General features: G+C 47.3%; 28 protein-coding genes. 4 read left to right on the top strand and 24 right to left on the bottom strand.

The genetic code is table 11. The annotated features are described in order from the left end of the window. Positions 1-125: 125 nt before the first annotated feature. The 11 genes from ACR32F_RS12775 to ACR32F_RS12725 all read right to left on the bottom strand — a co-directional run bounded on the left by ACR32F_RS12775 (position 126) and on the right by ACR32F_RS12725 (position 11,559). Positions 126-878 carry a LutC/YkgG family protein gene (locus tag ACR32F_RS12775; RefSeq protein ID WP_440119043.1) on the bottom strand — a complete coding sequence of 251 codons (753 nt, stop codon included), beginning with the start codon at positions 876-878 and terminating at the stop codon, positions 126-128. Next, a complete protein-coding gene (locus ACR32F_RS12770; RefSeq protein ID WP_440119042.1) occupies positions 841-2,358 on the bottom strand; it encodes a LutB/LldF family L-lactate oxidation iron-sulfur protein in 1,518 nt (505 codons plus the stop codon). The genes ACR32F_RS12775 and ACR32F_RS12770 overlap by 38 nt, the downstream gene beginning before the upstream one ends. Further along, positions 2,355-3,083, bottom strand: coding sequence for a (Fe-S)-binding protein (locus tag ACR32F_RS12765; RefSeq protein WP_440119041.1), 729 nt, complete (start codon positions 3,081-3,083; stop codon positions 2,355-2,357). Before ACR32F_RS12765 ends, ACR32F_RS12770 begins: the two co-directional genes overlap by 4 nt. Before the next feature lie 70 nt (positions 3,084-3,153). Further along, complete coding sequence (locus ACR32F_RS12760) at positions 3,154-3,915, bottom strand: DeoR/GlpR family DNA-binding transcription regulator (protein ID WP_440119040.1); 762 nt, start codon at positions 3,913-3,915, stop codon at positions 3,154-3,156. Between the two features lies 1 nt (position 3,916). After that, on the bottom strand, positions 3,917-5,410 hold the full coding sequence (locus ACR32F_RS12755; protein WP_440119039.1) for a rhamnulokinase: 1,494 nt from the start codon (positions 5,408-5,410) through the stop codon (positions 3,917-3,919). 238 nt (positions 5,411-5,648) lie between these two features. Further along, positions 5,649-6,164, bottom strand: coding sequence for a DUF2500 domain-containing protein (locus tag ACR32F_RS12750; protein ID WP_440119038.1), 516 nt, complete (start codon positions 6,162-6,164; stop codon positions 5,649-5,651). Positions 6,165-6,272: 108 nt separating this feature from the next. Beyond that, the gene (pepF, locus tag ACR32F_RS12745) at positions 6,273-8,075 is read right to left on the bottom strand and encodes an oligoendopeptidase F (RefSeq protein WP_440119037.1); all 1,803 of its coding nucleotides are present in this window, start codon (positions 8,073-8,075) and stop codon (positions 6,273-6,275) included. 193 nt (positions 8,076-8,268) lie between these two features. Continuing rightward, on the bottom strand, positions 8,269-8,628 hold the full coding sequence (locus ACR32F_RS12740) for a winged helix-turn-helix transcriptional regulator (protein WP_440119036.1): 360 nt from the start codon (positions 8,626-8,628) through the stop codon (positions 8,269-8,271). A gap of 279 nt (positions 8,629-8,907) precedes the next feature. Beyond that, positions 8,908-9,471 (bottom strand): 6-phospho-3-hexuloisomerase, encoded by a 564-nt coding sequence (gene hxlB / locus ACR32F_RS12735; RefSeq protein WP_440119035.1) that lies wholly within the window; start codon positions 9,469-9,471, stop codon positions 8,908-8,910. Between the two features lie 4 nt (positions 9,472-9,475). Beyond that, positions 9,476-10,108: a 3-hexulose-6-phosphate synthase gene (hxlA, locus tag ACR32F_RS12730; protein ID WP_440119034.1), complete on the bottom strand. Its 633-nt coding sequence runs from the start codon at positions 10,106-10,108 to the stop codon at positions 9,476-9,478. 368 nt (positions 10,109-10,476) lie between these two features. Then, the gene (locus ACR32F_RS12725; RefSeq protein ID WP_440119033.1) at positions 10,477-11,559 is read right to left on the bottom strand and encodes a lactonase family protein; all 1,083 of its coding nucleotides are present in this window, start codon (positions 11,557-11,559) and stop codon (positions 10,477-10,479) included. Positions 11,560-11,785: 226 nt separating this feature from the next. Here ACR32F_RS12725 and ACR32F_RS12720 point away from each other — a divergent pair, with 226 nt between their 5' ends. After that, positions 11,786-12,715 (top strand): AEC family transporter, encoded by a 930-nt coding sequence (locus tag ACR32F_RS12720; RefSeq protein WP_440119032.1) that lies wholly within the window; start codon positions 11,786-11,788, stop codon positions 12,713-12,715. Here the strand turns inward: ACR32F_RS12720 and ACR32F_RS12715 are convergent. From ACR32F_RS12715 to ACR32F_RS12695, 5 genes are all read right to left on the bottom strand, one after another. After that, positions 12,693-13,283 (bottom strand): DUF2062 domain-containing protein, encoded by a 591-nt coding sequence (locus ACR32F_RS12715; protein ID WP_440119031.1) that lies wholly within the window; start codon positions 13,281-13,283, stop codon positions 12,693-12,695. The two genes, ACR32F_RS12720 and ACR32F_RS12715, sit on opposite strands and share 23 nt — an antisense overlap. Positions 13,284-13,341: 58 nt before the next feature. Beyond that, positions 13,342-13,800, bottom strand: coding sequence for an OsmC family protein (locus tag ACR32F_RS12710; protein ID WP_440119815.1), 459 nt, complete (start codon positions 13,798-13,800; stop codon positions 13,342-13,344). Between the two features lie 24 nt (positions 13,801-13,824). Further along, on the bottom strand, positions 13,825-14,592 hold the full coding sequence (locus ACR32F_RS12705) for a DeoR/GlpR family DNA-binding transcription regulator (RefSeq protein ID WP_440119030.1): 768 nt from the start codon (positions 14,590-14,592) through the stop codon (positions 13,825-13,827). Positions 14,593-14,735: 143 nt separating this feature from the next. Further along, complete coding sequence (locus tag ACR32F_RS12700) at positions 14,736-15,866, bottom strand: NADH-dependent flavin oxidoreductase (protein WP_440119029.1); 1,131 nt, start codon at positions 15,864-15,866, stop codon at positions 14,736-14,738. A 175-nt stretch (positions 15,867-16,041) separates the two neighbouring features. Next, the gene (locus tag ACR32F_RS12695) at positions 16,042-16,719 is read right to left on the bottom strand and encodes an SOS response-associated peptidase (RefSeq protein ID WP_440119028.1); all 678 of its coding nucleotides are present in this window, start codon (positions 16,717-16,719) and stop codon (positions 16,042-16,044) included. 228 nt (positions 16,720-16,947) lie between these two features. On the opposite strand from ACR32F_RS12695, the gene ACR32F_RS12690 reads away from it, so the two are divergent. The 3 genes from ACR32F_RS12690 (at position 16,948) to ACR32F_RS12680 (ending at position 18,660) form a co-directional block, all read left to right on the top strand. Continuing rightward, positions 16,948-17,469 carry a hypothetical protein gene (locus tag ACR32F_RS12690; RefSeq protein ID WP_440119027.1) on the top strand — a complete coding sequence of 174 codons (522 nt, stop codon included), beginning with the start codon at positions 16,948-16,950 and terminating at the stop codon, positions 17,467-17,469. 47 nt (positions 17,470-17,516) lie between these two features. Continuing rightward, positions 17,517-18,191, top strand: coding sequence for a hypothetical protein (locus ACR32F_RS12685; RefSeq protein WP_440119026.1), 675 nt, complete (start codon positions 17,517-17,519; stop codon positions 18,189-18,191). 217 nt (positions 18,192-18,408) lie between these two features. Further along, entirely contained in the window at positions 18,409-18,660 is a 252-nt protein-coding gene (locus ACR32F_RS12680; protein WP_440119025.1) for a beta-galactosidase, read from the top strand. Between the two features lie 322 nt (positions 18,661-18,982). On the opposite strand, the gene ACR32F_RS12675 is transcribed toward ACR32F_RS12680, so the two are convergent. The 8 genes from ACR32F_RS12675 to ACR32F_RS12640 form a co-directional block, all read right to left on the bottom strand. Further along, positions 18,983-20,890, bottom strand: coding sequence for an ABC transporter substrate-binding protein (locus tag ACR32F_RS12675; protein ID WP_440119024.1), 1,908 nt, complete (start codon positions 20,888-20,890; stop codon positions 18,983-18,985). 205 nt (positions 20,891-21,095) lie between these two features. Beyond that, positions 21,096-21,317, bottom strand: coding sequence for a glycoside hydrolase family 2 protein (locus ACR32F_RS12670; RefSeq protein ID WP_440119023.1), 222 nt, complete (start codon positions 21,315-21,317; stop codon positions 21,096-21,098). A gap of 78 nt (positions 21,318-21,395) precedes the next feature. Then, positions 21,396-22,484 (bottom strand): peptide-methionine (R)-S-oxide reductase MsrB, encoded by a 1,089-nt coding sequence (gene msrB / locus ACR32F_RS12665; protein WP_440119022.1) that lies wholly within the window; start codon positions 22,482-22,484, stop codon positions 21,396-21,398. A 16-nt stretch (positions 22,485-22,500) separates the two neighbouring features. Then, on the bottom strand, positions 22,501-23,067 hold the full coding sequence (locus ACR32F_RS12660; protein WP_440119021.1) for a redoxin family protein: 567 nt from the start codon (positions 23,065-23,067) through the stop codon (positions 22,501-22,503). An 18-nt stretch (positions 23,068-23,085) separates the two neighbouring features. After that, entirely contained in the window at positions 23,086-23,811 is a 726-nt protein-coding gene (locus ACR32F_RS12655; RefSeq protein WP_440119814.1) for a cytochrome c biogenesis CcdA family protein, read from the bottom strand. A 34-nt stretch (positions 23,812-23,845) separates the two neighbouring features. After that, on the bottom strand, positions 23,846-24,886 hold the full coding sequence (locus tag ACR32F_RS12650; RefSeq protein ID WP_440119020.1) for a HAMP domain-containing sensor histidine kinase: 1,041 nt from the start codon (positions 24,884-24,886) through the stop codon (positions 23,846-23,848). Further along, the gene (locus tag ACR32F_RS12645) at positions 24,883-25,587 is read right to left on the bottom strand and encodes a response regulator transcription factor (protein ID WP_440119019.1); all 705 of its coding nucleotides are present in this window, start codon (positions 25,585-25,587) and stop codon (positions 24,883-24,885) included. Before ACR32F_RS12645 ends, ACR32F_RS12650 begins: the two co-directional genes overlap by 4 nt. A 76-nt stretch (positions 25,588-25,663) precedes the next feature. After that, positions 25,664-26,179: a hypothetical protein gene (locus ACR32F_RS12640; RefSeq protein ID WP_440119018.1), complete on the bottom strand. Its 516-nt coding sequence runs from the start codon at positions 26,177-26,179 to the stop codon at positions 25,664-25,666. Between the last annotated feature and the right edge of the window lie 31 nt (positions 26,180-26,210).

Below are 26,210 nucleotides of genomic sequence, written 5' to 3'. Positions count from 1 at the left end.
GACGATTTCCATTATGAACCGCTTCATAGACGGGAAGAATCTGCACAGACAAAAAAACTGCCCTCCGCAGACAAAAGCTGCTTCCCGGACAGTAATTAAGATGATTATACATTCTGAATACGTACCTATCCCATAAGAAGACCATAAACAACGCCGGGGCCGTGTACCCCAATGGTCAGGTCATTTTCGATATCGGAGGAACGACTGGGACCCGAAATAAAATGAATGCCTGCGGGAAGATTTTCTCTTCCCGCTTCGTCGAATCGATTCAGCGTTTCGCCCAGTCTTGTGCGCAGACGATCCAGCGGAATAATAATGATCAGCACCGTTGGCAGCAGACTAACGGAACGCCCTTTATCCGGTGACGACAACACGGTGACCGAACCGGTATACGCCGTTGCATAATCCGCCATAACCACACCCATATCAGCTTCGGCTGCCCGCGCCTTCCAGTTTTCATCTGCTTGGCTATTCCAGACTGAGATCTGTACATCAGGAAGATGCTCTTCCAATCCGAGATCCGTCAGCGCCTGTTCATTCTGGCGAATGATATACTTCGCACTCAGCTCACGAGATTTATTGGCAATAAAATCAGATGCTTCATCGATGTTCTGGACCCGGGCAACGTGGGCACCTACGCTTACAAAATTATCGGTAAATGCCTGTATACGCTTGTCCTCGTCCCACTCCAGTTCATTCCAGAAGGCGGGGGCCCCACGGAAAGGTTGGGTCGGAGCATGTTTCTGTCGTGGTCTTCTCAATTTGGACGCGATGTCGTTCATGAAGTGCTCCTGTTTCTCACGGGACTTCCTCTCCAATTGCTCCAGCCACTCCTGATGTTCAGTGTTCACGTTGGCCGCCCCCCTTTTCTCGGTCACGAAGGATCTGTTCCATTCGATTCCGAACGGAAGAATCCATGGCTTGATGTTCCTGATTCAGTTCCTGATCCAGCTTGTTCCATTGCTGCCGGAAGGAACGTTTGGCCAGGCTCGGTGCGACCCGGTAACTATTCCAGCCCTTGAGGGGGCCCAGCTTGAGGGAAATCCCATTATTCCGTACAATGGCTTTCTGACCGATCTGTCCAAGACGTATAGCCGCACTGAATCGTTTAGAGTTGGAAACCACTGCAGCAAAACCTTTCATGCCTGCACTTTCAAGCTTATTGCCATGACCCTCTTCTACCTTGCGTCTGCGCAAATAAACAAGCATATCATGCAATGGGATTTTGACCGGACACGCTTCATAACAGGCTCCGCACAGACTTGAAGCACCTGCGATGTCATTCCATTCATCAATATTGCCATTGAGTGCAGGTGTGAGCACCGCTCCAATCGGGCCGCTGTACGTACCGCCGTAGGCGTGCCCGCCAATATGACGATATACTGGACAAGCATTAAGACAGGCCCCGCAGCGAATGCAGTTCAACAGCTCCTGAAATTCGGGATCACCCAACTGAAGCGAACGTCCGTTATCCACGATAATGATATGCATTTCTTCCGGCCCATCTCCATCTTCTGTACGACGAGGGCCTGTAATACCTGACATGTACATCGTCAATTTCTGACCTGTGGCAGAACGTGGCAGCAGTGTTGCCATGACCTCCAGATCTGTCCAGGACGGAATGATGCGCTCCATGCCCATCAACGTAATCTGAGTTTTTGGCACGGTGGATACCATCCGGGCATTGCCTTCATTTTCGAACAGTACCATGGAACCCGTCTCCGCAATGGCAAAATTGCAGCCGGTCATGCCGATATCTGCCTCAAGAAACTTCTCTCGCAGCTTTTTGCGTACAAATCCGGCGAGCACGGTGGTATCCGGTTCCAGAATTTCGCCTGCTTCCTTGGATAATAGCTCCGCGATTTGGTAGCGGTTCTTGTGAATTGCCGGAATGACGATATGTGATGGGGCTTCACCCGCCAGTTGGATAATGTACTCACCCAGATCGGTCTCAATCGCTTCGATGCCCGCAGATTCCAATACATGGTTCAAATGTACTTCCTCAGACACCATCGACTTGGATTTCACCACCGTAGAAGCCTGCTTGTGAGCCGCAATATCCAGCGCAATCGCAGCAGCCTCCGCCGACGTATCCGCAAAATGGATATGGACTCCATTCGCGCGCGCATTATTCACGAACTCATTCAAATAATAATCCAGATATGCGATCGTATGCAGACGAATCTGCCGTCCACGTTCACGCCATTCTTCCCAGTTGCCATGTTCCTCTGAAGCAGCCTTCTTGCCATTACGCAATCGTTCAGTGGTAAACTTCACGGCTTTGCGCAAAAAATCATCATTCAACGCCAGTTCTGCACGTTCCTTCACGTTGACATTCATTACCCCTGGCTGACTCATCCTGTCCGCACCCCCTCATACAGTAGTTCGGCCAAGTGCATCACACGCACCGGTTCATTCCGATAACGCAGATTGCCCGCGATATTCATCAGACAGGCCATGTCCAGTCCTACCAATACTTCGGCTTCCGTTTCTTTGATATGATCAACCTTCTCGGTGACCATGGCTCCTGAAATATCAGACATTTTGATGGCAAAAGTACCCCCAAATCCGCAGCAATCCTCTGCGAATGGGAGCGGAACCAACTGCAATCCCTTCACAGCCGACAGTAAGGCCATTGGCTCATCCTTCACCCCAAGCAATCGGCTACCGTGACAGGATGGATGGTACGTTACCTTGTGCGGGAAATGCGCGCCCAAATCTGTTATGCCCAGCACCTGAACGAGAAATTGGGTGAATTCATAAGCTTTCACTTCCAGTCGTTTCGCCTTCTCCAGCCAAACCGGTTCATCGGCAAACAGTTCGGGATAATGATGAATCATATATGTGCAAGATCCCGAAGGACACACGACAAAATCACTGTCATCGAACGCTTCCAAAATGGTTTTGGCGGCTACCCGAGTCTCATCCCAATACCCGCTATTATAGGATGGCTGACCGCAACAGGTCTGCACAGGCGGGAAGTCCAGCCGAACGCCATGAGCGGCGAGCAATCTGACCATCGCTTCCCCCACTCGGGGATAGATGGCGTCACTGAGGCAGGTAATGAACAAGGAGACCTTCATGATTACACGCTCCTAATTAAAGTCGTTGTTATATAACAAACCATTGTCAGAACAATCTTCCGATTCGCTCTTAAACGGTGGTAATGGCAATGTCATATCCGTTCAAACGTTCCATCACATCGGCCTCCAGCGGCTGGTCCATAATAATGGAATGAATCGCCTCCAGCCCGGTTACCCTGGCGAAGGCGCGGACTCCAAATTTACTGGCATCTGCAAGCAAAATGACCTGGTCGGATATGCCAACCATCTTCTGCTTCAACCTGGCCTGAAGTTCATTGGATTCACTGATTCCGCCGCCTTCCAGATGCACACCTTTACAAGACAGGAACAATTTATCGACATGATACGTCTCCAGCGAACGTTCAGCGAGCGGTCCGACAAAAGACAGTGAGCGAGAGGCCAATTGACCTCCAGTCGAGATGACCTCAATCTTATCCCTGCTGCTTAGTTCAGTGGCTACCTGAATGGAATTGGTCAATACGGTCAAAGGCATATCCGGCATACTCGCTGCCATATACCCTGCGGTTGTGCTGGCATCCAGCAGAATTCGATCACCCGGTCGGATCATGGAAAGAGCCGACTGAGCAATCCGTTTTTTCTCCTCCGCATGTGTTGTTTCCCTTACCCTATAAGGAATTTCGGGCTGCTCTTCCTTCACACTGACAGCTCCGCCATGGGAACGACGCAATCTCCCTGCCTGCTCCAGCCGATCCAGATCACGCCGAATGGTCTCTTCGGTCACGCGGCAACGCTCACTAAGCTCAGATACACGCATACTGCCCTTTACATTAACCATCTCCACAATCCGGTCATACCTTTCAGCTGCCAGCATGTTACACCTCACTTCCAGCTTGTGATGTTGATGAAGCAGTCACACGCAGGAATCTGCCATATGCCTCTTCCCAGATGGGTTTGTCCTGTGGCTCATATTCGGTCACCGGGGAGGAATTGCGGATCACCTGGCGAGCTTCCCATATATCCTTAAATTCTCCACTCGCCATCCACTGTACAGCCATGTTCCCAATCGCACTGCCTTCTGCCGGACCAGCCCATACCGGTTTGCCAATGGAATTCGCTGTCCACTGACATAAGAGACGGTTCTGGATACCCCCGCCGACCATGTGCAATCCATTGAAAGACTGCCTGGATAGTTGTTCCGTCCATTCCAGTACTCTTCTATACTTGAGTGCAAGACTCTCCAGAATGGATCGGGCAATGGCTCCCCGATTCTCCGGCTCAATCTGTCCGGTATTACGGCAATACTGGCGTATGCGCGAAGTCATGTCTCCTGCTGGCATAAACAACTCATCGTCGGGATCAAACAAACTTGCAAATGGGGTGGCAAGCTCCGCCTTGGTCAATAATTCAGCATAGCTGATTCCCTGTCCCTGCCGCTCCCATTCCCGCATGCTTTCCTGTAAAATCCACAGACCCATGATGTTCTTGAGCAGCCTGAATGTGCCACCTGCCCCGCCCTCATTCGTAAAGTTCAGAGCCAGACTCTCTGAGCTTATAGCAGGGTGGTCAATCTCCGTACCCATCAGTGACCATGTTCCACAGCTCAGGTAAGCAAATGAACGCTCGGTTGCAGGGACAGCAACGACCGCTGAACCCGTATCATGCTCAGCTACCGCGATCACCGGAATGGCAGACAGACCCCGCTCATTGCAAATGCTGCTTCGCAGTTGTCCAACACGTGTACCCGGCATCACAGCTTCGCCAAACAGATGCTCCGAAATACCAATATGCGCCAGCAACTCACCATCCCAATTCCCCGTAGATGGATTGTACAGTTGTGTTGTTGTCGCGTTGGTGAACTCGTTCACAGCTTCGCCAGTCAGGAAGTAACGAAGCAGATCCGGAATCATGAGAAAACGCTCCGCTTCATTCAGAAGTGGTGAGCCACTCCGCTGGAGTGTTGCCAATTGATACAATGTATTAAAGCTAAGAAATTGAATCCCTGTGCGTTCAAAGATTCGCTGAGAGGTCAACTCCTTCCGCACCTGACCCATCATGCCGTTGAACTGTACATCACGGTAATGATACGGGTTGCCAAGCAACTCGCCGTTACTTCCGAGCAGGCCAAAATCCACCCCCCAGGAATCAATTCCCAGACTTTCAGGCTGCTCTCCTTTTTGTTTCAAAAGGTTTAACCCTTCGAGTAATTCATGATGCAGCCGCAAAATATCCCAATGCATTCGATCTCCGACTTTCACCGGCTCATTCTTGAACCGATGGATCTCAACCGTCTCCATTCCTTTGTCATTCAGATGACCCAATAGCGCTCGCCCACTACCGGCACCCAAATCATACGCCAGCACACTCACCGCTCTTCACCAGCCTTTCATCCTCTGCCCTATTACGACTCCATCTTTCCTCATTTTATCCTGCAGCACCTTGTACTTTATTCTTTATTTTATTGTTTGTTTACTTTTGTTTTATACTGTTTAGCTGTATTTTACGAGTATATCATTATTGTAAGCGTTTGAATACCCTGTAATTGGTTTCTTTGGCCCATACCAAAAACGACTCTCTCCACTTGGGAGGAGCCGTCGTTCAGTATGTTTACGTATAGAAGCTGCTATTGCTTGCACCAGACTGAGGCTGTACATCTCTCTCAAAATGCTTGAACCTTGTCCCCTGATATGTCAGCATCCCCCGGTCTTTTTCCACTAACAAACCATAATTACTTCCATCAACGTTGAGTTCGACACGCTCAACGTTGTCCAACTCAAAAGTAATGTAATAGGAAGTGAAAGCACTACTGTCCCCAGATCCACCACTCACTTTCGTTCTCTTCGCCACAATCGTAGCATGTAATGTCAGTAAGGTTGCCGCATTATTCGAGGACCAGGCGCGTACCCCGGAAATAATAGCAAAAACAATGACGCCCGCAATGATTAGAAATACGCCGCCGATGAAAATGGAACCAAATGCACTCATTGCACCAAACTCATTGAATCCCGAAAAAAAACCACCCTGATTCCCCTCAAAACCCGGCACTTCATTCATGTCATCAAAAACACCGAAGCCATCCACACTTAATCGACCCATCGATGAAGTTATGTTCATTAGCTCCATTCATCATCGTTCCTTTCCCGCTGGAAAATAAGATGCACCGCCCCCAGCCAAGGAGACGGTGCATGCGAACAACCCTACTTGCCTTGTCCATATACTATATGAACCTGATTAGGAATACAGACGTTCAAGTTCATCGACCAGACTACCGACATAGGCCACAGCAGAACGAATCGGCTCAGGTCCCGACATATCCACACCCGCGAGCTTCATCAGTTCTTGCGGGGTGAGACTTCCACCCGATTTAAGCGCTTCAAGCCAGCGATCCACCGCAGGCTGTCCTTCTTCCCGAATCAACTGTGCGGCAGCGGTAGATGCCGTTAGACCTGCTGCATAGGTATATGGATACAGTCCCAAATAATAATGAGGCTGTCTCATCCATGTTAGTTTGGCACCTTCGTCGATCACCAGTTCAGGGCCCCAGAACTCGGAGAGAACGTCCCCTTTTAGCTGACTTAGCGTCTTCGCCGTAATAGGTTCATCGTTTGTTGCGAGTGCATACACCCGGCGTTGCAATTCACCTTCCAGCAGATGTGTTACAAAGTTGTGGTAATACGTATTGAGCAATTGCAAAATAACCCAACGACGCATTCTTGGATTATCGGAACGTTTCAGCAAATGATCGGCCAGCAGCATTTCATTCATGGTGGAAGGCGCCTCAATGAAATATAGGGATGGTCGTGTATTGGTAAGCTGTTGGTATTTTCCGGCAAGCATGAAATGCCCGGCATGTCCCACTTCATGAGCAAGTGTAAATGCTCCGCGCATATTGTTCGCCCATGAGATCAGAATATAGGAATGAGATCCATAAATAGAGGAACAGAAAGCTCCTGTGGATTTGCCTGCGTTATCCGCATAATCTACCCAGCGCTCACTGAAAGCACGCTCTACAATCTCGCCATATTCCGGCCCCAGTACGGCAAGAGCTTCACGGATAAGCGTGCAAGCTTCCTCGTATGTAATGGCAGGACTGAATTCAGGATCCAGCGGCGCTTTCAGATCACAGAACATCAGCTTGTCCAGGCCCAACTCACGTTTCTTAAGGGCTGCGAGTCTGCGCATGTGAGGTGCAAGCTCCTGCTGGATGATGTCCAGTACATTGTTGTACATGTCTTTGCTTACTTGCTGCGGGCTAAGCAACATATCGGTAACATCATCATATCCACGCAGTCTGGACATCACTACCTGCTTCTTCACTTCGGTAGCGTAACCTTCGGCAAACGTATGCTTGTAATCACCCAACTTGGAGCTGAACGCTGCATAAGCGGAACGGCGCAACTTTGTATCCGATGACATTTCATAATTATTCTCATAGAACGACCAGGACAGCGGACGGGTATTGTCATCTCCATCAAGGGCATCATTAAATCTCATATCTGCCAATTTACCGCGCAGATAGATCCGATACGGGGAATCCAGTACCTCTCCCAGAGAAGCGAGTACTTTCTCCGTATCCGGCGACAGACGATGTGCTTTTTCCTGAATCAGACGCTCCAAGCTGCGGGCGTAAGGTTTCAGACCCGGAAGCTCTTCAATATAACGTTCAACCGCTCCATCGGGAAGATCCACTATCTCCGAATGGATAAAAGACAAGGAAGACGACAGATGTGATAGGATATCTCCCGCCTTGGCCGAATTCTCAATGTTGACGGGATTGGTACTGTCCTCTGACTGCTTGAGTCGCGCGTAAGAGGCCGTCTTGCCGATCCGTTCCTGAAGTGCTTCACGGGCATCCAGACAAGCGAGCAGTTGTTCTGCGCTTTCTCCCAAACGTCCTTTGAATGTTTCGATATGAGCAGCAGCCTCAGGTAGTGATTTAAGCTCCTGTTCCCACTCCGCATCAGTCCCAAACAAGTCTCGCAGATCCCAGGTCGTCTCCGGGCTTACTTCATCGCGTGTACGTATTTTTTCCATCTTTATATGCCATCCTCCTTGTATTTCCAATATTTCTCATCGTATCATATTCAGCTCTTCGATACCTGACATCTCCTGAAAAGAGACCTTCGATTCAAATGATTCACAACCAAGTTTTAAAAATTAGGGGAGATAAAAAAACCGCTGAGTGATGGAAGAATCCATTTACCCGGCGGTTCATTCTAAATCTCACTTATTCAGCTTTCCAAATCACATGTTCACCATAGTTTTTACCCCAGTCATACATTGCACGCAGCACTGGCATCAGACTCTGTCCATGATCCGTTAAAGTATATTCCACCCGAGGGGGTACCTCTGCGTAGACCTTGCGCTCAACCAGCTTATCTTCTTCCAATTCGCGCAACTGGTTGGTCAGCATCTTCTGGGTAATATGGGGGATAAGGCGTTTCAATTCACTGAAACGTTTGGTGCCTTCCAGACCCAGATGCCACAATATGATCAGTTTCCATTTGCCGCCAATTACAGCAAGGGTCAATTCCTTCTCACAGTTGATTTCTTTCAGATTAATTCGTTCCTTGACTTCGGCTGCCATGGCTCCGAGCCCCCTCATCTTCTTCACTCTTATATCGCATCGCGTATAATACACATATCGCGGGAACACCCCACAGTGTTGAGCTACCCGTTCCAAGCATGATGTAATAAGTACATTCATTCGATACAGCTTCTATTAATTCTACTACAGCATGGGCTGGATGCAAAGCCGGACGGAAATCAGACAAGAGTTTCACATCATAGAAAAGACCGGAGTCCTTTATATCAAAGGATTCCGGTCTTACATCTATGCTATTTCTTGAATTCTATGAAAAATGGACTATTCCAGATTGGCGTGACGCCCAAACATGTCTGCTCCGGTCATATTCTTCATTTCCATCATGGTGAGTACCAGTGCATCCATACCCAGTAACAGTCCCTGTTCAAACAAAGAGCCCATCGGCTGAATGGTTACTGCTGCTCCTGCAGTCGCTGTATCCTCTTTGGCTGAAGCCGGGAGGCGAACCACCGTATTAGCCAATTGTGCGATTGTGGACTCTGGCTTAATTGTAATCAGGCCGACAGGAGCACCCGCTTTACGGGCTTTCTGAGCCATCGCTGCCAGACTGCCTGTCTCCCCTGAGCCTGAGCATAATAAGAGGAAGTCCTTTGGACTGATCCCCGGTGTAACGGTTTCCCCCACTACATATACCCGAAGACCCATCTGCATCAATCTCATGGCAAAAGCTTTTCCCATCAGACCAGATCTGCCAGCGCCTGCAACAAAAACCTGTTCTGCAGCCAGAATATGCTCAGCCATCGCCTGCATCTCCGAATCGTCGATCTGGCTTAGCGTACGTTCCAGTTCCTTCAAGATGTCCGCCGCGTATTGCCTTGTGCTCATCAGCTTACCCTTGTTTAACGAGACGTTGCATTTCAGCTGCAACTGCTGCTTTGTCTGCCTGTCCTGTAATGCCGCCGCCTACAATAACCAGATCGGGTTGTGCTTTGATGACTTCTGGCAAAGTTTCCAGCTTGATCCCACCAGCTACAGCGGTTTTTGCGTTTTTGACAGCGCGTTTGATCGTTTGCAGATCTTCGAACGGACTTTGTCCTACCGCTTGCAGGTCATAACCTGTGTGTACACAGATGTAGTCTACGCCAAGTGCATCGACTTCGCGTGCACGTTTTTCGAGGTCAGTCACGTTGATCATGTCAACCAGAACCAGTTTGTTCTGTTTTTTCGCTTCTTCCACTGCTCCTTTGATCGTCATGTCATTACTTGCACCAAGAACCGTGATCAGATCTGCACCAGCCTCGGCCGCTTTCATAATTTCATAACCACCGGCATCCATAATTTTCAGGTCGGCAAGCACTTGCAGATTAGGGAAAGCTTCTTTCATTGCTTTAACTGCATGTAGTCCTTCGTTGATAACGATTGGTGTACCGATTTCTACGATATCAATATATTGTTCAACCTCTTTAACAAGTGCGATACCTTCTGGGATATTAACGAGATCCAATGCGAGTTGTAATTTCATGATTTATTTCTCCTTTGTTGTTCAAATATGAGTATTGAGTATTTCCTGTAAAGGGATTCCAAATATTTAGCTTGCACCAATCCGTTTGCTCGGATGCATGCAATGTTTGTTATGGCTACTCATTCATTGTAGAGCCTGACTATCGATCCAGGAAGTACGCACTTTGAAGTGGGGTAGTTACGTGGGGGAAACTAATGACACTTAATCATTGTTATAAGAACTACTATCCAGGGGTAATCATTTCATTCAGGATCGTACGGATATATTAGAGACTTGATTCCAACCTAAATATCATCAACAAAAGACCCCGCCAGACGTGGCAGGGTCCCTTCATTTTGCCTCTCGGCTAGTGAATCAAAATACCGGTTTTACAGATAAACAGGTTTCACGCATACAGGCTTGGATACACCCGTGCTGTGACCTGTGTATTTCAGACGTCCGCTCTCCGGATCAACCGTAAAGGAAACGAGGTTGTTGGTATCACGGTTGGCTGCGATCAGCAATTTTCCGTTAGGTGTCAATGCGAAGTGACGCGGATGTTCACCTTCTGCAGAGACATGCTCAACCAGGTTCAGATGTCCTGTCTCAGCGTCTACTGCAAATACCACAATGCTGTCATGTCCACGGTTTGAACCGTATACGAAACGACCATCATTGGACACTGCAATTTCGGCGGTTGTGTTTTCACTGCCTTCATAACCATCAGGCAAAGTCGACACAGTGGAAATCTCTGTCAATGTGCCAGCTGCTGCATCATAGCGGAAAGAAGTAATCGAAGAATCCACTTCGTTGATCACATAAGCAAATTGACCATTCGGGTGGAACGCCAGATGGCGCGGTCCTGCACCCGGATGTGTTTTGGTTTCGCTGTGCAACACAAGTTCATTCTTGTCTGCATCAATGGAGTAGATCGCAATGTTGTCCGCACCCAGATCCTGTACCATCATATATTTGCCATCCGGGCTAAAGAACGCGGAATGCACATGTGGCTTGTCCTGACGCTCAGGGTGCGCACCTTTGCCTTCATGCTTCTTCTCGTCCAAGAGCGCTCCAACTTCACCATTGTCCGTCAAGGCTTGCAGACCTACCAAACCACCGTGGTAACTGGAAAGGATCAAGTATTTTCCGGAAGGATCACGCTGGATATGACATGGTGGAGCCGAGATGGAATTGTTACGATTCAACAACGATAATTTTCCTGTAGAAGGATCAATGCTCAGAGCTACAGCTTCAGACATTTTATTGCCTTCGGCGGACGCCGTTTCACCAATCGCATACAGTTTATTACCATCAGCATCCACGTTGACAAACGTTGGGTTTTTCACGCCCGAGATGCCGTCAAGCTTCGACAAGCTGCCTGTATCCTCATTTAGTTCATATGCGTAAATGCCCTCATTTTCCGTTTCGGCATAAGAGCCGACCAATACGAGCAAGCGTTTTGATTCACTCATTACAGTTTCCTCCTCTATGTGTATGTAATCTGGTTGCACCTCTTCTATAATAAATCTGCCATATCAAAATAGCAATCCGCCATCGGTACACACCAAAGGTCTGATCAGCTTTATGTGAGGCTTAATAGGGTGCTTATCGCGCCTATCCATACTGAAATCCATTCATATGCTGGGCGACTTCTGCTATGATTAGATAGGCTTTTCATCCAGAAAGGACTGCATTCAATTGTTTAATTCATTTTTGCTTACGTTATATCATGTATTCCTGCCCATATCACTTCCGGTGATCGGAGGCATTTTGTTAAAACGATTCAAAAATTGGGACACCCGGCCACTGTCGGCCTTTTCCCTTTATATTTTGAGCCCAGCGCTCATCTTTGATACACTACTGCACGCTGAGATCACATGGACCGACGTAACGGGTACGTTCTGGTTTTCGATCATGAACCTGATTGCCCTGTGGGCACTTGCCGAATTGCTCAGCCGTGTCTTCCATTTGGGCGCAAGCGAAAAAGCGGGACTTACCCTTGTCTCCACGTTTACGAACTGCGTGAATTATGGGCTTCCGCTTGTGCTGCTCGCCTTTGGACAGCTTGGACTCGATAAAGCTTCGGTTTACGTTATCGGGCAGATGATTATCGTGAATACGGTAGGCATATTCTTTGCAGCAAGATCCCAGTTCACAGTTAAAAATGCCATCTTGTCCGTCTTCCGTATGCCGTCCATCTATGCTGCTGCCATTGCCATCATCCTGCGTTCATCGAAGCTGAGCTTGCCTGAAGCCTTGGATGGAGGCATCTCCATGCTCGCAGCCGGTTACTCTCCTGTCGTGCTGGCCATTCTTGGTGCACAGATGCTGCGGCCACGAGGTACTGTGGAGCCCTGGCTGCCCAATGTACGCCGGGCATTCTGGACTGGACTTGTGGTACGTCTCGTAGCAGCACCGGTACTCTCCTATCTGATTCTGACCGCACTTCAGGTCGAAGGAACGTTATTCAGCGTGCTGCTGATCCTGTCGTCAATGCCTACGGCGGTGAACGCTGTTATTTTGGCTGAGCAATTCAATGCCTCTCCACAGTTTGTGTCCCGTTGTATCCTGTGGACAACCGCTGCGTCCATGTTCATTCTGCCGATTATGATTGTGATGTCTTCCTGATCAACATTGCAGCCGGAGTGAGGGACATCGCCGCTTGGCGGCGTTTCTCCAATCGGCGTTCATATCTGCGCTTGAGTGCTCTTACATAGAAGAACTTCACAATAAAATAAGAAATCACACCCAGGATCACGCCAAGGACGGACATGCCTGCCAGAATATCCAGTCCACCTAGCAGAAGCTCACTCACAGCAGACCAGTTACCACGAAACAGCTCCATAAATGCACTCTCATGTACAGGGCCCTGCCCCATACTGTGAGCAGGCAACATCCAGGAACCGATTTGCTTGGCGAGCGGCATCAAGATAATAGGCAGAAACGTGAGTTTCCCCATCACATTGCCTACAATCGCTGCTGGCATCGAGCCCCCAGACAAGCGCACAATTGGGTAGAACAAGAGATAAATCAGTGATGCGGTCGAGATGACGATCAGTTCCAGACCGAAACCTATGGCAAATCCGGTGGATACTTTATGAGCACCTCCGGGAGCACGTAACAATTTGAGAAAATTCAGCTTCAATGCACGTGTTAAACGTGCAAATCGGTTGGTTTTGCGCTTCTGTATGTTCATACCGAACTTCCCCTTATCTTACAGATGACGGCTTGAACCGCCTATTCTTCCAGGTATATCAAACCGCGTTAACACCTGCTTTTATAATCACAGGCTGAGTCTCTATCTCAACATTGCCTGCCACGGCTCTGGAGATCATGCAGGACTGCTCTGCTTTATGCGCCAGTCGCTCTGCCTTTGCCACATCTGCCTCGGATGCTTCTGCCTTGAGAACAATACGAGGTCTGTGCACGATTCTTTCGTACGTAAATACGTTATGGGTAACATCTACCGTCGCTTCAGACTCCAGTGTCAGATCATCCGGCGTTATATCTGAACGTTCCAGCATCGCTGCCAGCGTAATCAGGTAACAGGTGGAGGCTGCACCAAGCAGCATTTCATCCGGATTGGTACCCGTTCCCGGTCCACCCATCTCCTGCGGAATCGAAATGGTCGTTTTTAATCCGCCTGCATCAATATGTCCTTCACTGTTGCGTCCACCATTCCACACGGCTTTTAGATGAAAAGGATGTTTCATTACACTCACTCATTCCTTCCTATATTAGACCCGGATACATTCTATGAGCTGTTCATTCAGTGCGTTAACATGCTGTTCGTCTATCCCCAGATCCGTGATCACTTTCCCCACGCTTCCGAGTTCAGCCACTCTTGTAAAAGCCTGTATATTGAATTTGCTTGAATCTGCCAGCAAAATGACTTCATCCGCAATGCTGATCATCTTCTGTTTCACCAGGGCCTGCAATTCATTCGATTCACTGATGCCCTTCGTCAGATGTACACCTTTGCAGGAAAGAAACACTTTATCCACGTGATACGCATCCAGCGAACGCTCAGCGAGCGGGCCGACAAAAGATAAAGACTTCGAGGCGAGCTGCCCACCTGTGGCGATCACACGAATCTGTTCCTTGTTGCTCAGCTCAGCCGCCACTTTAATGGAATTGGTCAACACAGTGAGTGGAATGTTAGGCAGTCCTGCTGCCATATACCATGCCGTTGTGCTGGCATCCAGCGCAATACGATCGCCCGGAGCAACCATTTTTATCGCTTCGTCCGCAATTCTGCGTTTCTCTTCCGCATGAGTTACAGCCCGTTCCGGGTAAGGAATCTCCGACTGACCCTCTTCCTTATATTTTACACTGACTGCACCGCCATGGGAGCGCCTGAGCCTTCCTGCCTGTTCGAGCTTGTCCAGGTCACGACGAATGGTCTCTTCCGTCACCCCGCAACGCTCACTAAGCTCGGTTACACGCATGCTTCCCTGCGTATCCACCCATTCCACTATTTTCTCATAACGTTCAGCCACAAGCATATTTATTCACTCCAAACCGTTGATTATCCAAGATGTTTCCTGTTCGTCTCATCATACCACAGTGCTCTCTCAAGAAGAATTTCACGGGATGCAGCAGATACAAAAAGGAGGGAGCTTTCGCCCCCTCCATCCTTCAATACGTATTATTTATCGTCCGCCATTGGGAACCAGCCCGGTGTATGGATAATTGCATTCCACAAGCCATCAGGGATAACCAGACGTTCCTGATCTGATTTAGTCAGGATCGTCTCGATATCTTCTTCCCGTCCGCTCTCAATTTTCTCGACCCAATCCGGCTCGATAATCAGCTCACGTCCAATCGCGAGCAGGGGAACACCGCTTTGAAGAGCTTCCGCTGCTTCATCTGCGGTATGAATGGAACCTACACCGATCACAGGCAATTTACCGCCTACTCTGTCAAGAATATATTCGATTCTGGAACGGGTATCTGCCTCACCCCGTCTTGGCTTGGACCAGAACTCGTTGACGGATACATGCAGGTAATCCAGATTTTTATCTTTCAATGCGTCAACCAGTGCGTATGTCTCTTCCATCGTCAATCCCGGTGTTTCGGGTTCTTCCGGGGAGAAACGGTAGCCAATAATAAACGGTAATTTCGTATGTTTGGCAACGGCTTTCTCTACTTCATCCACCACAGCCAGCGGGAATGTCATACGTTTCTCAATGCTTCCACCCCAGCGGTCTTCACGTCGGTTGGAATGGGGGGAGAAGAACTGCTGAATCAGATACCCATTCGCACCATGAATCTCAACACCGTCAAATCCAGCTTCAATCGCACGACGAGTCGCTTCACCAAAGTCCTTAATAATAGACGTAATTTCGTCATCCGACAATTCTCTTGGTTCAGGAGATCCCGGACGTTCACTGGCAACAGCACTTGGAGCAACCACTTGACCGGCTGGAACTGCTTGTTCCGGTGTTAGACGTCCAGCATGGAATATTTGCAGTACAGCCTTCGAACCCTGCTGTTTAATGGTATCAGCCAATCGTTTCAGACCGGGAATGAAGCTGTCATCATAGACGCCAAACTGGGCCGGAAAACCAATACCATTCTCTGTTACATGCCCTACAGCCGTAATCGACATGCCAGCACCGCCGGTGCGACGTGCATAATAAGCAAGTTCAGCGTCAGATATGGTACCATCGGCATTCGAGGACATATGAGTCATTGGAGCGAGTACGATCCGGTTTTTCAGTGTAATGCCACTCGGTAGTGAAACGTGTTCAAACATCTGGCTATACTTTGGATTCATTCGTGGTTCCCTCCTGATTATAAATATCTCTTTTAATAGATATATGAATATATGCGTTAGCTTACTGTAATGATTATAGTTACGTTTCACTCACATTGCAACTTTTGATTTTATAAAAGACAAAAAAGACGGAGCGTCCTCTGACTCTCCGCCTCTTTAGACTGGCTTGCTCAGCTTAGAAACTGCGTACGTATGCCAGCTTCTGGTCCATCTCTTCCACACATTCATAGCAGTCATGCTCATCATTGGCTACCATTGGAGTGACAGGATAGAGCTTCATTTCTGTACTGTTGTACGATTTCAAAAGGGGAAGCAACTGGGTCACCCGTGTATTGGCCGGATCAAGCCAGGTGTTGATCTCTTCTTCGGACAAGATCGCCGGCATTTTGCTGCCAAACTCACGTGTCACCATGTTCGCCCCCGCCATGAGCATCGTGCAGGTACGAAGCGGCTGTTTGCGAGTGTCTTTCCATACCTCGTATAATCCCGCAATGCCAAACAATCCGCGATCCGGCATAACTACGCGTACCGCATAACTTTTCTTGCCTTCCTGACGCCAGTAATACAAGCCATTGCACGGAATAACACAGCGCTTGGTCTCTACCAACTTGTAATAGGAAGGATTCTCATGAACCGTCATGAGATTGGCGTTGACAGCATCACGTCCCCAGAACGGAATGAATCCCCACCGGAACTCGTCCATTACCCGCTCACCATCCTGATGCAATATGATCGGTGTATGCTGGGTTGGGCTGATATTATATCGGTTTTTGTAATAATACATCACTCGTTCAATCTTGAAATGATCCCTGACCTCATCCAAATCGGCTGCCAATGAAAAACGGTTGCACATGCTCGGACACTTCCTTTCCCTGTGTGAAGTTGAATGTATTGTTTGTTATTGCAGGGAAATTATGCATGCTTGCATGGACAGCAACCGACTTATTTTGACGCAAATGTAGTCTAATCAAGCAAAATTCATTAGTTTAGACAAGAAAAACATAGACTTAAGACTCATTTCAACGTTTCTATTTCTTGTTACTATAATAGAGATAAAATACAATTATTGGAGGTTTTAAGTATGAAAAGGAAGTTTTTGATGAGCATCATGTTGTTTTCGGCCCTCGCGATGTTCGGCAGTACCATCTACGCGGCAACCTTTCTGACCTATGGCTACCCAAGCTCCACCATTCCGATTCGTACTTACAATTACGCCTCTGCGTGGCAAGCTCCCATGGATGCATCTCTCACCAATTGGAACAATGCCGGCGCCAAAGTCCAATTTACCAAAACGAGCAACTCCCCCAACACGATTACTACCGGGAATTTTAATAACACTGCATATGGTGTCAACTACGCCTCCGTATCTGGCAATCAAGTCGTAAGCTTCCGTATTGAATTGAATGCGACCACGATTTCTGCTGACGCAACCAACTTATCCAATTTTATTCAGAGCGTATTCGTTCATGAACTCGGGCATTCGATCTGGCTCGGAGACAACCCGACCACGAGCAGTCCTTCCATTATGTCATACACCCGCAACCGTAATTCCATGACCAAACCACAAACCTTCGATATCAACAATGTTAAATCCAAGTACTAATTAGTCATTCACGATCTTAAAACCTAAATCCAAGGAGGATTCAATCCATGAAAAAAAATCGAATATTGACGATGCTTGCCTCTTCCATTTTCATTCTATCTGCTGTAGGTTGCTCTTCTGCAACGACTTATACGGCTGCCACCAAGGATGAGCCAATGACTATAGTTGCTTCCGAAGACTTTCCAAACTATTCAAGCATTGGCGATCTCTCCGAGAGAGCAAATACCATCGTTAAAGGCAGTGTAATCCAGACCCGGGTTGAAGCATTGGACGACAGAGCACAAGTCTCCGTTACCGGAGACGGGAACGTTATGGATGAACCATTGAATCCCGGTGGAGAAGAGGTTCCTTTTGAGAAAATCTATACCATTCATACGATTCAGGTTGCCGAGTCCTATAAAGGCGATTACACGGCAGGAGATCAGATTGAAGTCAAACAGCTTGGCGGACAACTGGGAAACATCGAGATTATTAATGATGATAACCTCAAGCTGATCCCTGCCAAAGACTATGTTCTTTTCCTCGAAACATATGAGGATACCCCGGCAAGTCTGCTTAATTACGTGCAGAGCCTCTACATGATCAAGCCTGCGGCCAAGTCGAATCAACCAGGTGAGCAACAATCGAAGTCAGAAATCGTTGTGAGCGCGAACCCCGAGAATGACCTCACACTCCAATTGCAAGATCTGCAAGACATTCAGAACGAAGAACAGAACAAATAACCTCATTGGACAAGCTCTGCTTCCCCTTCTATTGTTGAGTCATACATAAGAAAACCGTGTTGCTCAGCAGAACTGGGCAGCGCGGTTTTTGGTGTTGTGCATGTATTGGTAATGAAATAGCAAGATCATTATAACTTATCGCAAGATGTTATTATTTTCCCTGGTAATGTTCCAGTATACAATGGATTAAATTTTCAAATAAAGGAGAACAACCTATATGAACACAAACCGTCCCGTGCAAATGGGCGTCGATTATTATCCAGAACACTGGGACCCTTCCCTATGGGAACATGATGCTCGTTTAATGGCAGACAGTGGTGTACGGATCGTCCGTGTGGGCGAGTTCGCTTGGAGCCGAATGGAGCCCACAGATGGACAATTGGAGTGGGCATGGCTCGATCAAGCAATAGAAACCCTACAGCACTCGATGGAAAAAGTAAAGGCCCTCATCTGGAACTATATAAGTTGAACTAATCATTTACACAGAAACGGAGAGGACAGAAAAAACCTGAAAAAGCGAAGCGTTCGCCTTTATCACCGGATTTTCCCCTTGAGAAAAGGGAATCAAAAAAATCTGGGGATAACAGCGATTGGAAGGTTATTCTGTCATCGGAGTGTACGTGTGAATATATCTTTAGTTCAACTTATATAGATGGCTATACGATCGAAATCTTAGAGATTCATTAACGAGAAGCATCACGATTAAGATAAATGGTGTGAAAAAGAGCAAAGGCCCGTTATGCATCTAAAATGCACTCGGGCCTTTAACTATTGGCGGAAACCACCGATCCTTACTTAGACGGTGTATTGAGTTCAATGATCCATTCAGCCAGATTCTGTGTCTGTTTCAACAAGGCAATGGGATCACGGAACCAGGACTGCTCTTCTGTCCATATGTATACTCTTCCACTTTTGACCGCAGGCAATGAACCCCAGACCGGATCTGCTTGAAGGTCTTTCAGCTGGGATTGGCTGGTCAGAACGATGTAATCCCCGGCATATTTGGAGAGTAGTTCTATGGAGAATTCATGGTATGCCCCCTGCATCAACTCGGATGGAATGGTCTTGGGTGCTTGCAAACCAAGCAACTCGTAGATATTACGCCCTCCCCGGCCCGACTGATTGCCAAAAATAAAGACTTGACGATCATATTCCTGCATAACGGAGAAGGTAGCATCAGCCGGAACAACGCTCTGCACCTCCTGCTTGATTTTTGCAATCTCTTCATCAAAATCCGCAACCCACTTCTGCGCCTCAGCCTCTTTACCAAGCACTTCGCCGAAGTAGTTTACCTCGTCCTTCAATGTTGGGAAAGTAATGGATGCGATCGAAACGGTCGGTGCAATCTTGCTGTATTTCTCATAAGCCTCCTTGTCTGGATTCAATGTAATAATGAGATCAGGTTCCAGCTCCATCAATTGTTCAACGGAATCCCCTATCGTTTCAATCCCATCCAGGTGACCTTCCAGATAAGGACTATTCATCAGAAATTGTCCTCCCCCAACAGGTTTGACACCAAGAGCAATCACAGTTCCCAAATAATCAATGGTAGCGACTCGCTCCGGATGTGCAGGAATCTCTACCTCGCCAAAGGTTGTATTCACGGTTTTCGTTTCCACAACTGCTGGCTGTTCGGGTTCTGCCGCCTCTGATGTTACTGCCCCCTGCTCGGCTGTTCCACAAGCACTCAATGTAAGTACAAGTGCAAGCGACATGATCGCTGATTTAAAATGGTTAAACATGTTGATTTCCTCATCTCCATTATATTGATAATGATTATCATCATCAATTAAAGGATAACGTTCCATGCCTCCTGTTACAATGGATTCATTTGTTACATTTAATGCACTTTTCGAAACTTTTTTCGAGTTCTCCCGCTGCTTCAACCGAAATTGTCCAGGTGTGCTTCCGGTCTCTTTTTTGAAAATACGATTGAAATAGAACGGGTCCGGGTAGCCCACATACGCCGCAATCTCGTGTAATGAAGCTTCTGTGGACGTAAGCAGGCTCCTTGCCTCTGTCATCCGTAACCGAATCACATATTCTGTCGGTGTATATCCCGTTTGCTCCTTGAATTTACGTGACAGATATTGTGGGCTATAATTCAACGATTGGGCAAGTGAATCAAGCGAGATCGGCTCCCGGAAATGAGCTGTCATAAAACGCAAAACCTGATCCGTTAGCGAAGGTTGCTGACCTTCTTTTTGCACTTGATTTTGCTGAAGCAATACATATTGTACCAATTGAAAGAAGTACCCTTTTACCTGAATTTTGCCCACTTGATCCTGTCCTGCCCAGCACTCATGTATATTTCGAACAAGTTCACGCAGTTCAAGCGCATGGTCTGGCTCGATCGCCCAGGATTGCTCGAAAGGGTTACGCTGTAACAGCATCATTCGGTATTCCAGTAGCACGTTAGTTGGCAGCGTTGATTTGTACAAAATTAGATATACCTCAGTAGCCCCGGTCGCTTCAAATGTCAGACGCCTTCCTTTACCCCCGTGAAGCAGCAAGAATTGGCCTGTAGACCATACCTCTTCATCCAGCCAAACTTGCCCCCTGCCATGAACATATACAAATGCACTCGTCGGTAATACATAATTTCGGAATAGCTCGTTTGTTGCCAGTGATATAAAACGGACATCAAGCACACGTACCTGAACCTGATCCCATAGCTTGATATCATTCTGAATTCCCATATAGACTCCCTTTCCTAAGCGATCAACACGCACAATACCTTGGCATTGTGACTAAAAACCCACCTATAACTGATAATGATTATCAATTATAACAATGATGGAACCATCTTTGAAGCCTACCTCCGTTTTTGTTGGATGCCGCAAAATAAAAAACGGTCGAAATCCCTCATAGAGAGATCTCAACCGTTCTAAAATCATGGCCTTATTACAGTTTGATAAAGTCAGCCATGGAACGAACCTGAATGAGTCTTGTATTGGAAACCGCATCGGCAGATTGCAGCCCTTCTCTGGAATTGAACTGCACTTTCACCGGAATGCCAGGAATGAGATCGAAAAAGTTGTCCGAGAATATGCCTTCCGCTTCAGAGGAAATCCATACCTGTCTGGCAAGAACATCTTTGGTCAGATGCACACCTTTGCAAGACAAACTTGCCTGTTACATGAAGGACGTTATTATCTACATCGATCATTTTGATATTCCATATTCTACTGCTACTGCCCTTCTCTACTCGACAAATGACAATAAATACCCGTATCTTTCTTCCTCCATCTTGTCTAGCGGAATAAACCGGATAGATGCACTGTTAATACAGTAACGTTTGCCACCGCGATCTTCGGGACCATCATCGAACACATGCCCGAGGTGGATGTCTCCTGCCCGGCTTCGTACCTCCGTGCGATCCATACCAAAGCTCGTATCCTTTTTATAGGTAACAACCTCAGGTACAATCGGCTTTGTAAAACTCGGCCACCCGCAACCGGAATCGTACTTATCCCGACTGGTGAATAACGGCTCTCCCGTTGCAATATCAACATACAGACCGGGCTCCTCATTATCCCAGTATTCGTTACTGAACGCATGCTCCGTATCATTGTTTACCGTGACCGCATACTGTTCGTCTGTTAATCGTTCCTTTAATTGTTCATCTGTTGGACGTGGATATTGAGCGGGATCAATCCCAATCTCCAGTTCATTCAGGACAGTCATATCAATGTGGCAGTATCCGTTCGGATTTTTTTCCAAATAATCCTGATGGTACTCCTCCGCCAAATAATAATTCTGCAGAGGCATTACTTCTGTTACGATGGGTTGGTCATATTTTTCTTGCTCTACCTCTACAGCCTGCTGAATGAGTTTGGCATCTTCAGGCAACGTATAATATATTCCAGTCCGATACTGAATGCCACGATCATTGCCCTGCTTATTCAAGCTGGTAGGATCAATAACTCGAAAATAAGATTCAAGCAATTTCTGCAAAGATACTTGCTGTGGATCATATTTTACATGAACGGTCTCCGTAAACCCCCGGTCCCCGCGAATAACATCCTCATAGGTTGGATCCTCTCCTTCGCCGTTGGCATAACCGGAAGTCACATCCTGAACCCCCGGAATACGAGCCATATATGCCTCCACACCCCAGAAGCAGCCTCCTGCCAAGTACAGGTTGTGCAGGTTTTCCTCGGAGACACTCGATACCTTGACAGGTTGAGTGGATATCGAAGATGAAGCTGAATGGTTCTCAACCCTGTTTCCACAAGCAGACACGACCATTGCTATAACAAGGAGGCACAAGCCGAGCAGCATCCTCTTCATGACACTTCCTCCCTTCTCACAAAATCTCTTGTAATGATTCCATGATCTGTTCATTGGATGCATGCCCTGGCTGCGATTTCGCTAAAATACCATCTGAGCCAATATAAAAGGAACTAGGATACGCTCTTACACCAAATTCCTTGGCCCATACACCTTTCTCATCCAAAAGAACAGTTATGTTATCATATGGCTGTTGGTCAAACCATTCGGTAAACGCTTGGGAGGATTTCTCTCCTTTGTAGTCTGGCGTAACAATCGTAATGACTTGAAAATCATTGTCTTGACCAGCCAGATTGTTCAGGTCTTCCAAACCCGCAAGACAGATGGAACACCAGGAAGCCCAGTATTTCACATACACTTTCTTGCCTTGAACATCGGACAGTCCAACCGTGTTTCCTTTCAGATCACGCAATGAAAATTCCGGAGCCGTCTCTCCCTTGTTCATCATTGTTGACGAACTCATATCGGTTGTTGATGCTGGGGTTGATGTTGACGCAGTTTGCTTTGATCCACATGCGCTCAAGATCGACAGGACTCCAGCTAATACGATTACAGATACCATCCATTTCCGTGCAATCTTCATACCGAATTCCTCCAATGATTATTGAAACCAGGTAACCAAGCTGTTTAGTCGATCTGTCATTAGCAATAGTCCCATTACAATAAGAATACCGCCGGAAGTTATTTTGATGACGCCCATGTACCTGTATAAACGACGTATCCGCTTCATAACATACTCCGAAAAAACGGACAGAATCAGGAAAGGAATCGCTAACCCAAGGGTATACAGGAACATGAGAAACCCGCCATACAGTGGAGAGCCTTCACCTGCGGCGATACCAAGAATGGCCGCCAGTACGGGCCCGATACAAGGAGTCCAGCCGAAACTAAACGTCAGACCCAGCAGGAACGCTCCGATATACCCTCCCCGTCTGGCATGGTCGCTTGACAGCTTTCTCTCACGTTCCAGCCAGGATAGTCGGATCAACCCGGTTTGATAAATCCCGAAAAGCACCACGATTGCTCCGCAGAAGGCAATAAACACTGGACTTGAGATCATATTGCCAACGATGCCGGAACCAAAACCGAGTAAAACAAATACCAGGGACAGCCCAAGAACAAATAAAAATGTCCGCAAAACAAGTGCAGACCGCAACCGAACCGAATTTGTATCGGGCTGCTGCTGATTCGTACCGTTGACCATGCTTCCGGACAGATAAGACACATATACCGGGATCAGCGGCAGAATGCATGGCGCAAAAAACGATAACAATCCTGCACCAAAAACGCCGAAAAGGAATACCAAATCACTGGTCAAGTCATTCACCACCTAAATAAATACTACGCATGACAAACCAAGGTTAGCGACTGACATAGATCGGAAGCGTGAACCAGAAACAGCTTCCTTCTCCTTTTGTACTCTGAACCCCGATCTCGCCACCATGGAGTTCCACAATCGATTGAGCGATGGCAAGGCCAAGCCCGGCCCCCCCATTGCTCTTGCTGCGTGATTTGTCAATTCGATAAAAACGTTCAAATATTCGCGAAGTTTCCTCCGCTTCAATGCCTTCCCCTTCATCCGTAACTGAAATTCGTATAAACGGCCCCTTCTCTTCGGCAGCCAAAATGATTTTTCCTTCAACAGGAGAGTATTGAATGGCATTTTGCAGCAAATTGGAAAGGACCCGCTTCATTTGTGCAGGCATCATGACCGCGGCTGGTAATTTATCAGGCAAATCGATTTCAACGTTCAGCGTTTTCTCGGCGAGATGAAACGAAAAACTCTCCAACGTACTGAGCAGCAACTCATCGACGTGACAAGGCTGAGGCTCAAATACCTCCCCTTGCGCTTCCAGGCTGGATAATTCGAACAAATCTTGAATAAGCCCTCCCAAACGCTTCGTCTCAAGTCGTATCGTGTTCAGGTAACGTTGAAAGGTTTCTTTATCCTTAATGACATCATCCTCCAACGCTTCGACGAATGACTGAATGGATGCCAAGGGAGTCCGTAAATCATGGGAAACATTGGCGATCAACTCTCGTCTGGCGGTTTCTGAGTGATGCAGATGATCAAAGCTTTCCTTCAGCTTGGAACTCATTTCATTAAATTGCTGTGCCAGGAGCTTAAATTCCTGCGTACCGATGAGAGGGACTTCCGTATGGAAATCCCCTTCGGCAATTCGTATCGTCTGCTGTGTAATTCGCGCAATCGATTTCTCTAATGGTTTAGTCAGCATATATTGAAGAATAAACGAAAGTAAGCCTACCCCTGCCGTTATAGCCGATAACCAATACAATTGTTCGATCGTAAGCAGCATTTTGGAATAACTGATGAACAAACAAATTAATAATACGCCAATACCTGTGAGACTGGACAACACCAAGTATGTGCGAAGTTTCATGAACTGCCACCCGCAAACTTGTAGCCTATACCCCAAACCGTTTTAATATATTGCGGATCAGAAGGGTTCTGTTCGATCTTCTCTCGTAATCTCCGAACATGTACAGTCACCGTCGTTGTATCTCCCTCATAGCTAAAATCCCAAATCTGGCTTAACATCTGGTTACGGGAGAACACCTGACCCGGGTGACTTGCCAGCAAATACAACATCTCAAACTCCGTAACTGTCAATTCGATTGCCTGCCCGCTGATGTGCACTTCACGCTTTGTAAAATCAATGGTGAGCCCTTCATAATTGATCGTATATTCAGATGTTGTAACAGGTGATGCCTGCGCAGCTCGCATTCTCCGCAGGATTGCCTTCACACGCAAAACAAGTTCTCTCGGACTGAATGGTTTGGTCAGATAATCATCCGCCCCCATCGTCAGTCCCATCAGACGATCCTGTTCCTCACCCCTGGCCGTCAGCATTACAATGGGCACATCCTCGGTTTGCCGAATCTCGTTGCAGACCTCCCAGCCATTCTTATGTGGCATCATCAGGTCGAGCACAATCAAGCTTGGCGTTTGGCTGTGCCACAGCTCTATAGCCTCCAGACCGTCCTTGGCCGTCACGACAAGATAACCTTCCCGTTCCAGATACCTGCGACAAACGTCGGTAATATTCGTATCATCATCAGCAACCAGTACACATTCATTCAAACGAACCCACCCCATATTCCAGAAAATACATTCGAGCCAATCATATCATATGGTGATGGCGATGCTTAGCCTTAAATCACTTCATTGTCTTGGCTGGCATCATGTATTGTTTAATTACAGACTCAGCCGCATACGAATTCCCATCATGGATGACAGGCATCGATTTCAAGTTGACTTGCATACCGTCTACCATGATTTTTTTCGATCCAATCCACAATTTAATCGTTTTTCCCGCAGGCATCATCGTGTCTTCCATCATTTTGTCATCTTTCATCATTTTGTCGTCTTTCATCATCATGTCATCTTCCATCATCTTATCGTCTTTCATCATCATGTCGTCTTCCATCATCATGTCATCTTTCATCATCGTGTCTTCCATTTTGCCCATATACATCAAAGTTACCGATCTGTCCTTGCTGTCCCACATAATGCTGTAATCGTACATTTTGGCCGCCTGTCTCAATTGAACAAGTTCCATGCCATCCTTTTTAATCGTTTTCATATCTGCAGCACTTGCCAATCCAGAAAAGGCCATAGACATCATCAATACCGCTGCTACCATCACTTTTTTGCTCTTATTCGTTTTCATCATTCTTATCACTCTCCATTCGTTTATTACTTAC

Source organism: Paenibacillus hebaui (assembly GCF_051934385.1).
Classification (GTDB): Bacteria; Bacillota; Bacilli; order Paenibacillales; family Paenibacillaceae; genus Paenibacillus.
Note: the sequence above shows the minus strand (reverse complement) of the source record. Positions and strands in the feature narration are given on the sequence as shown.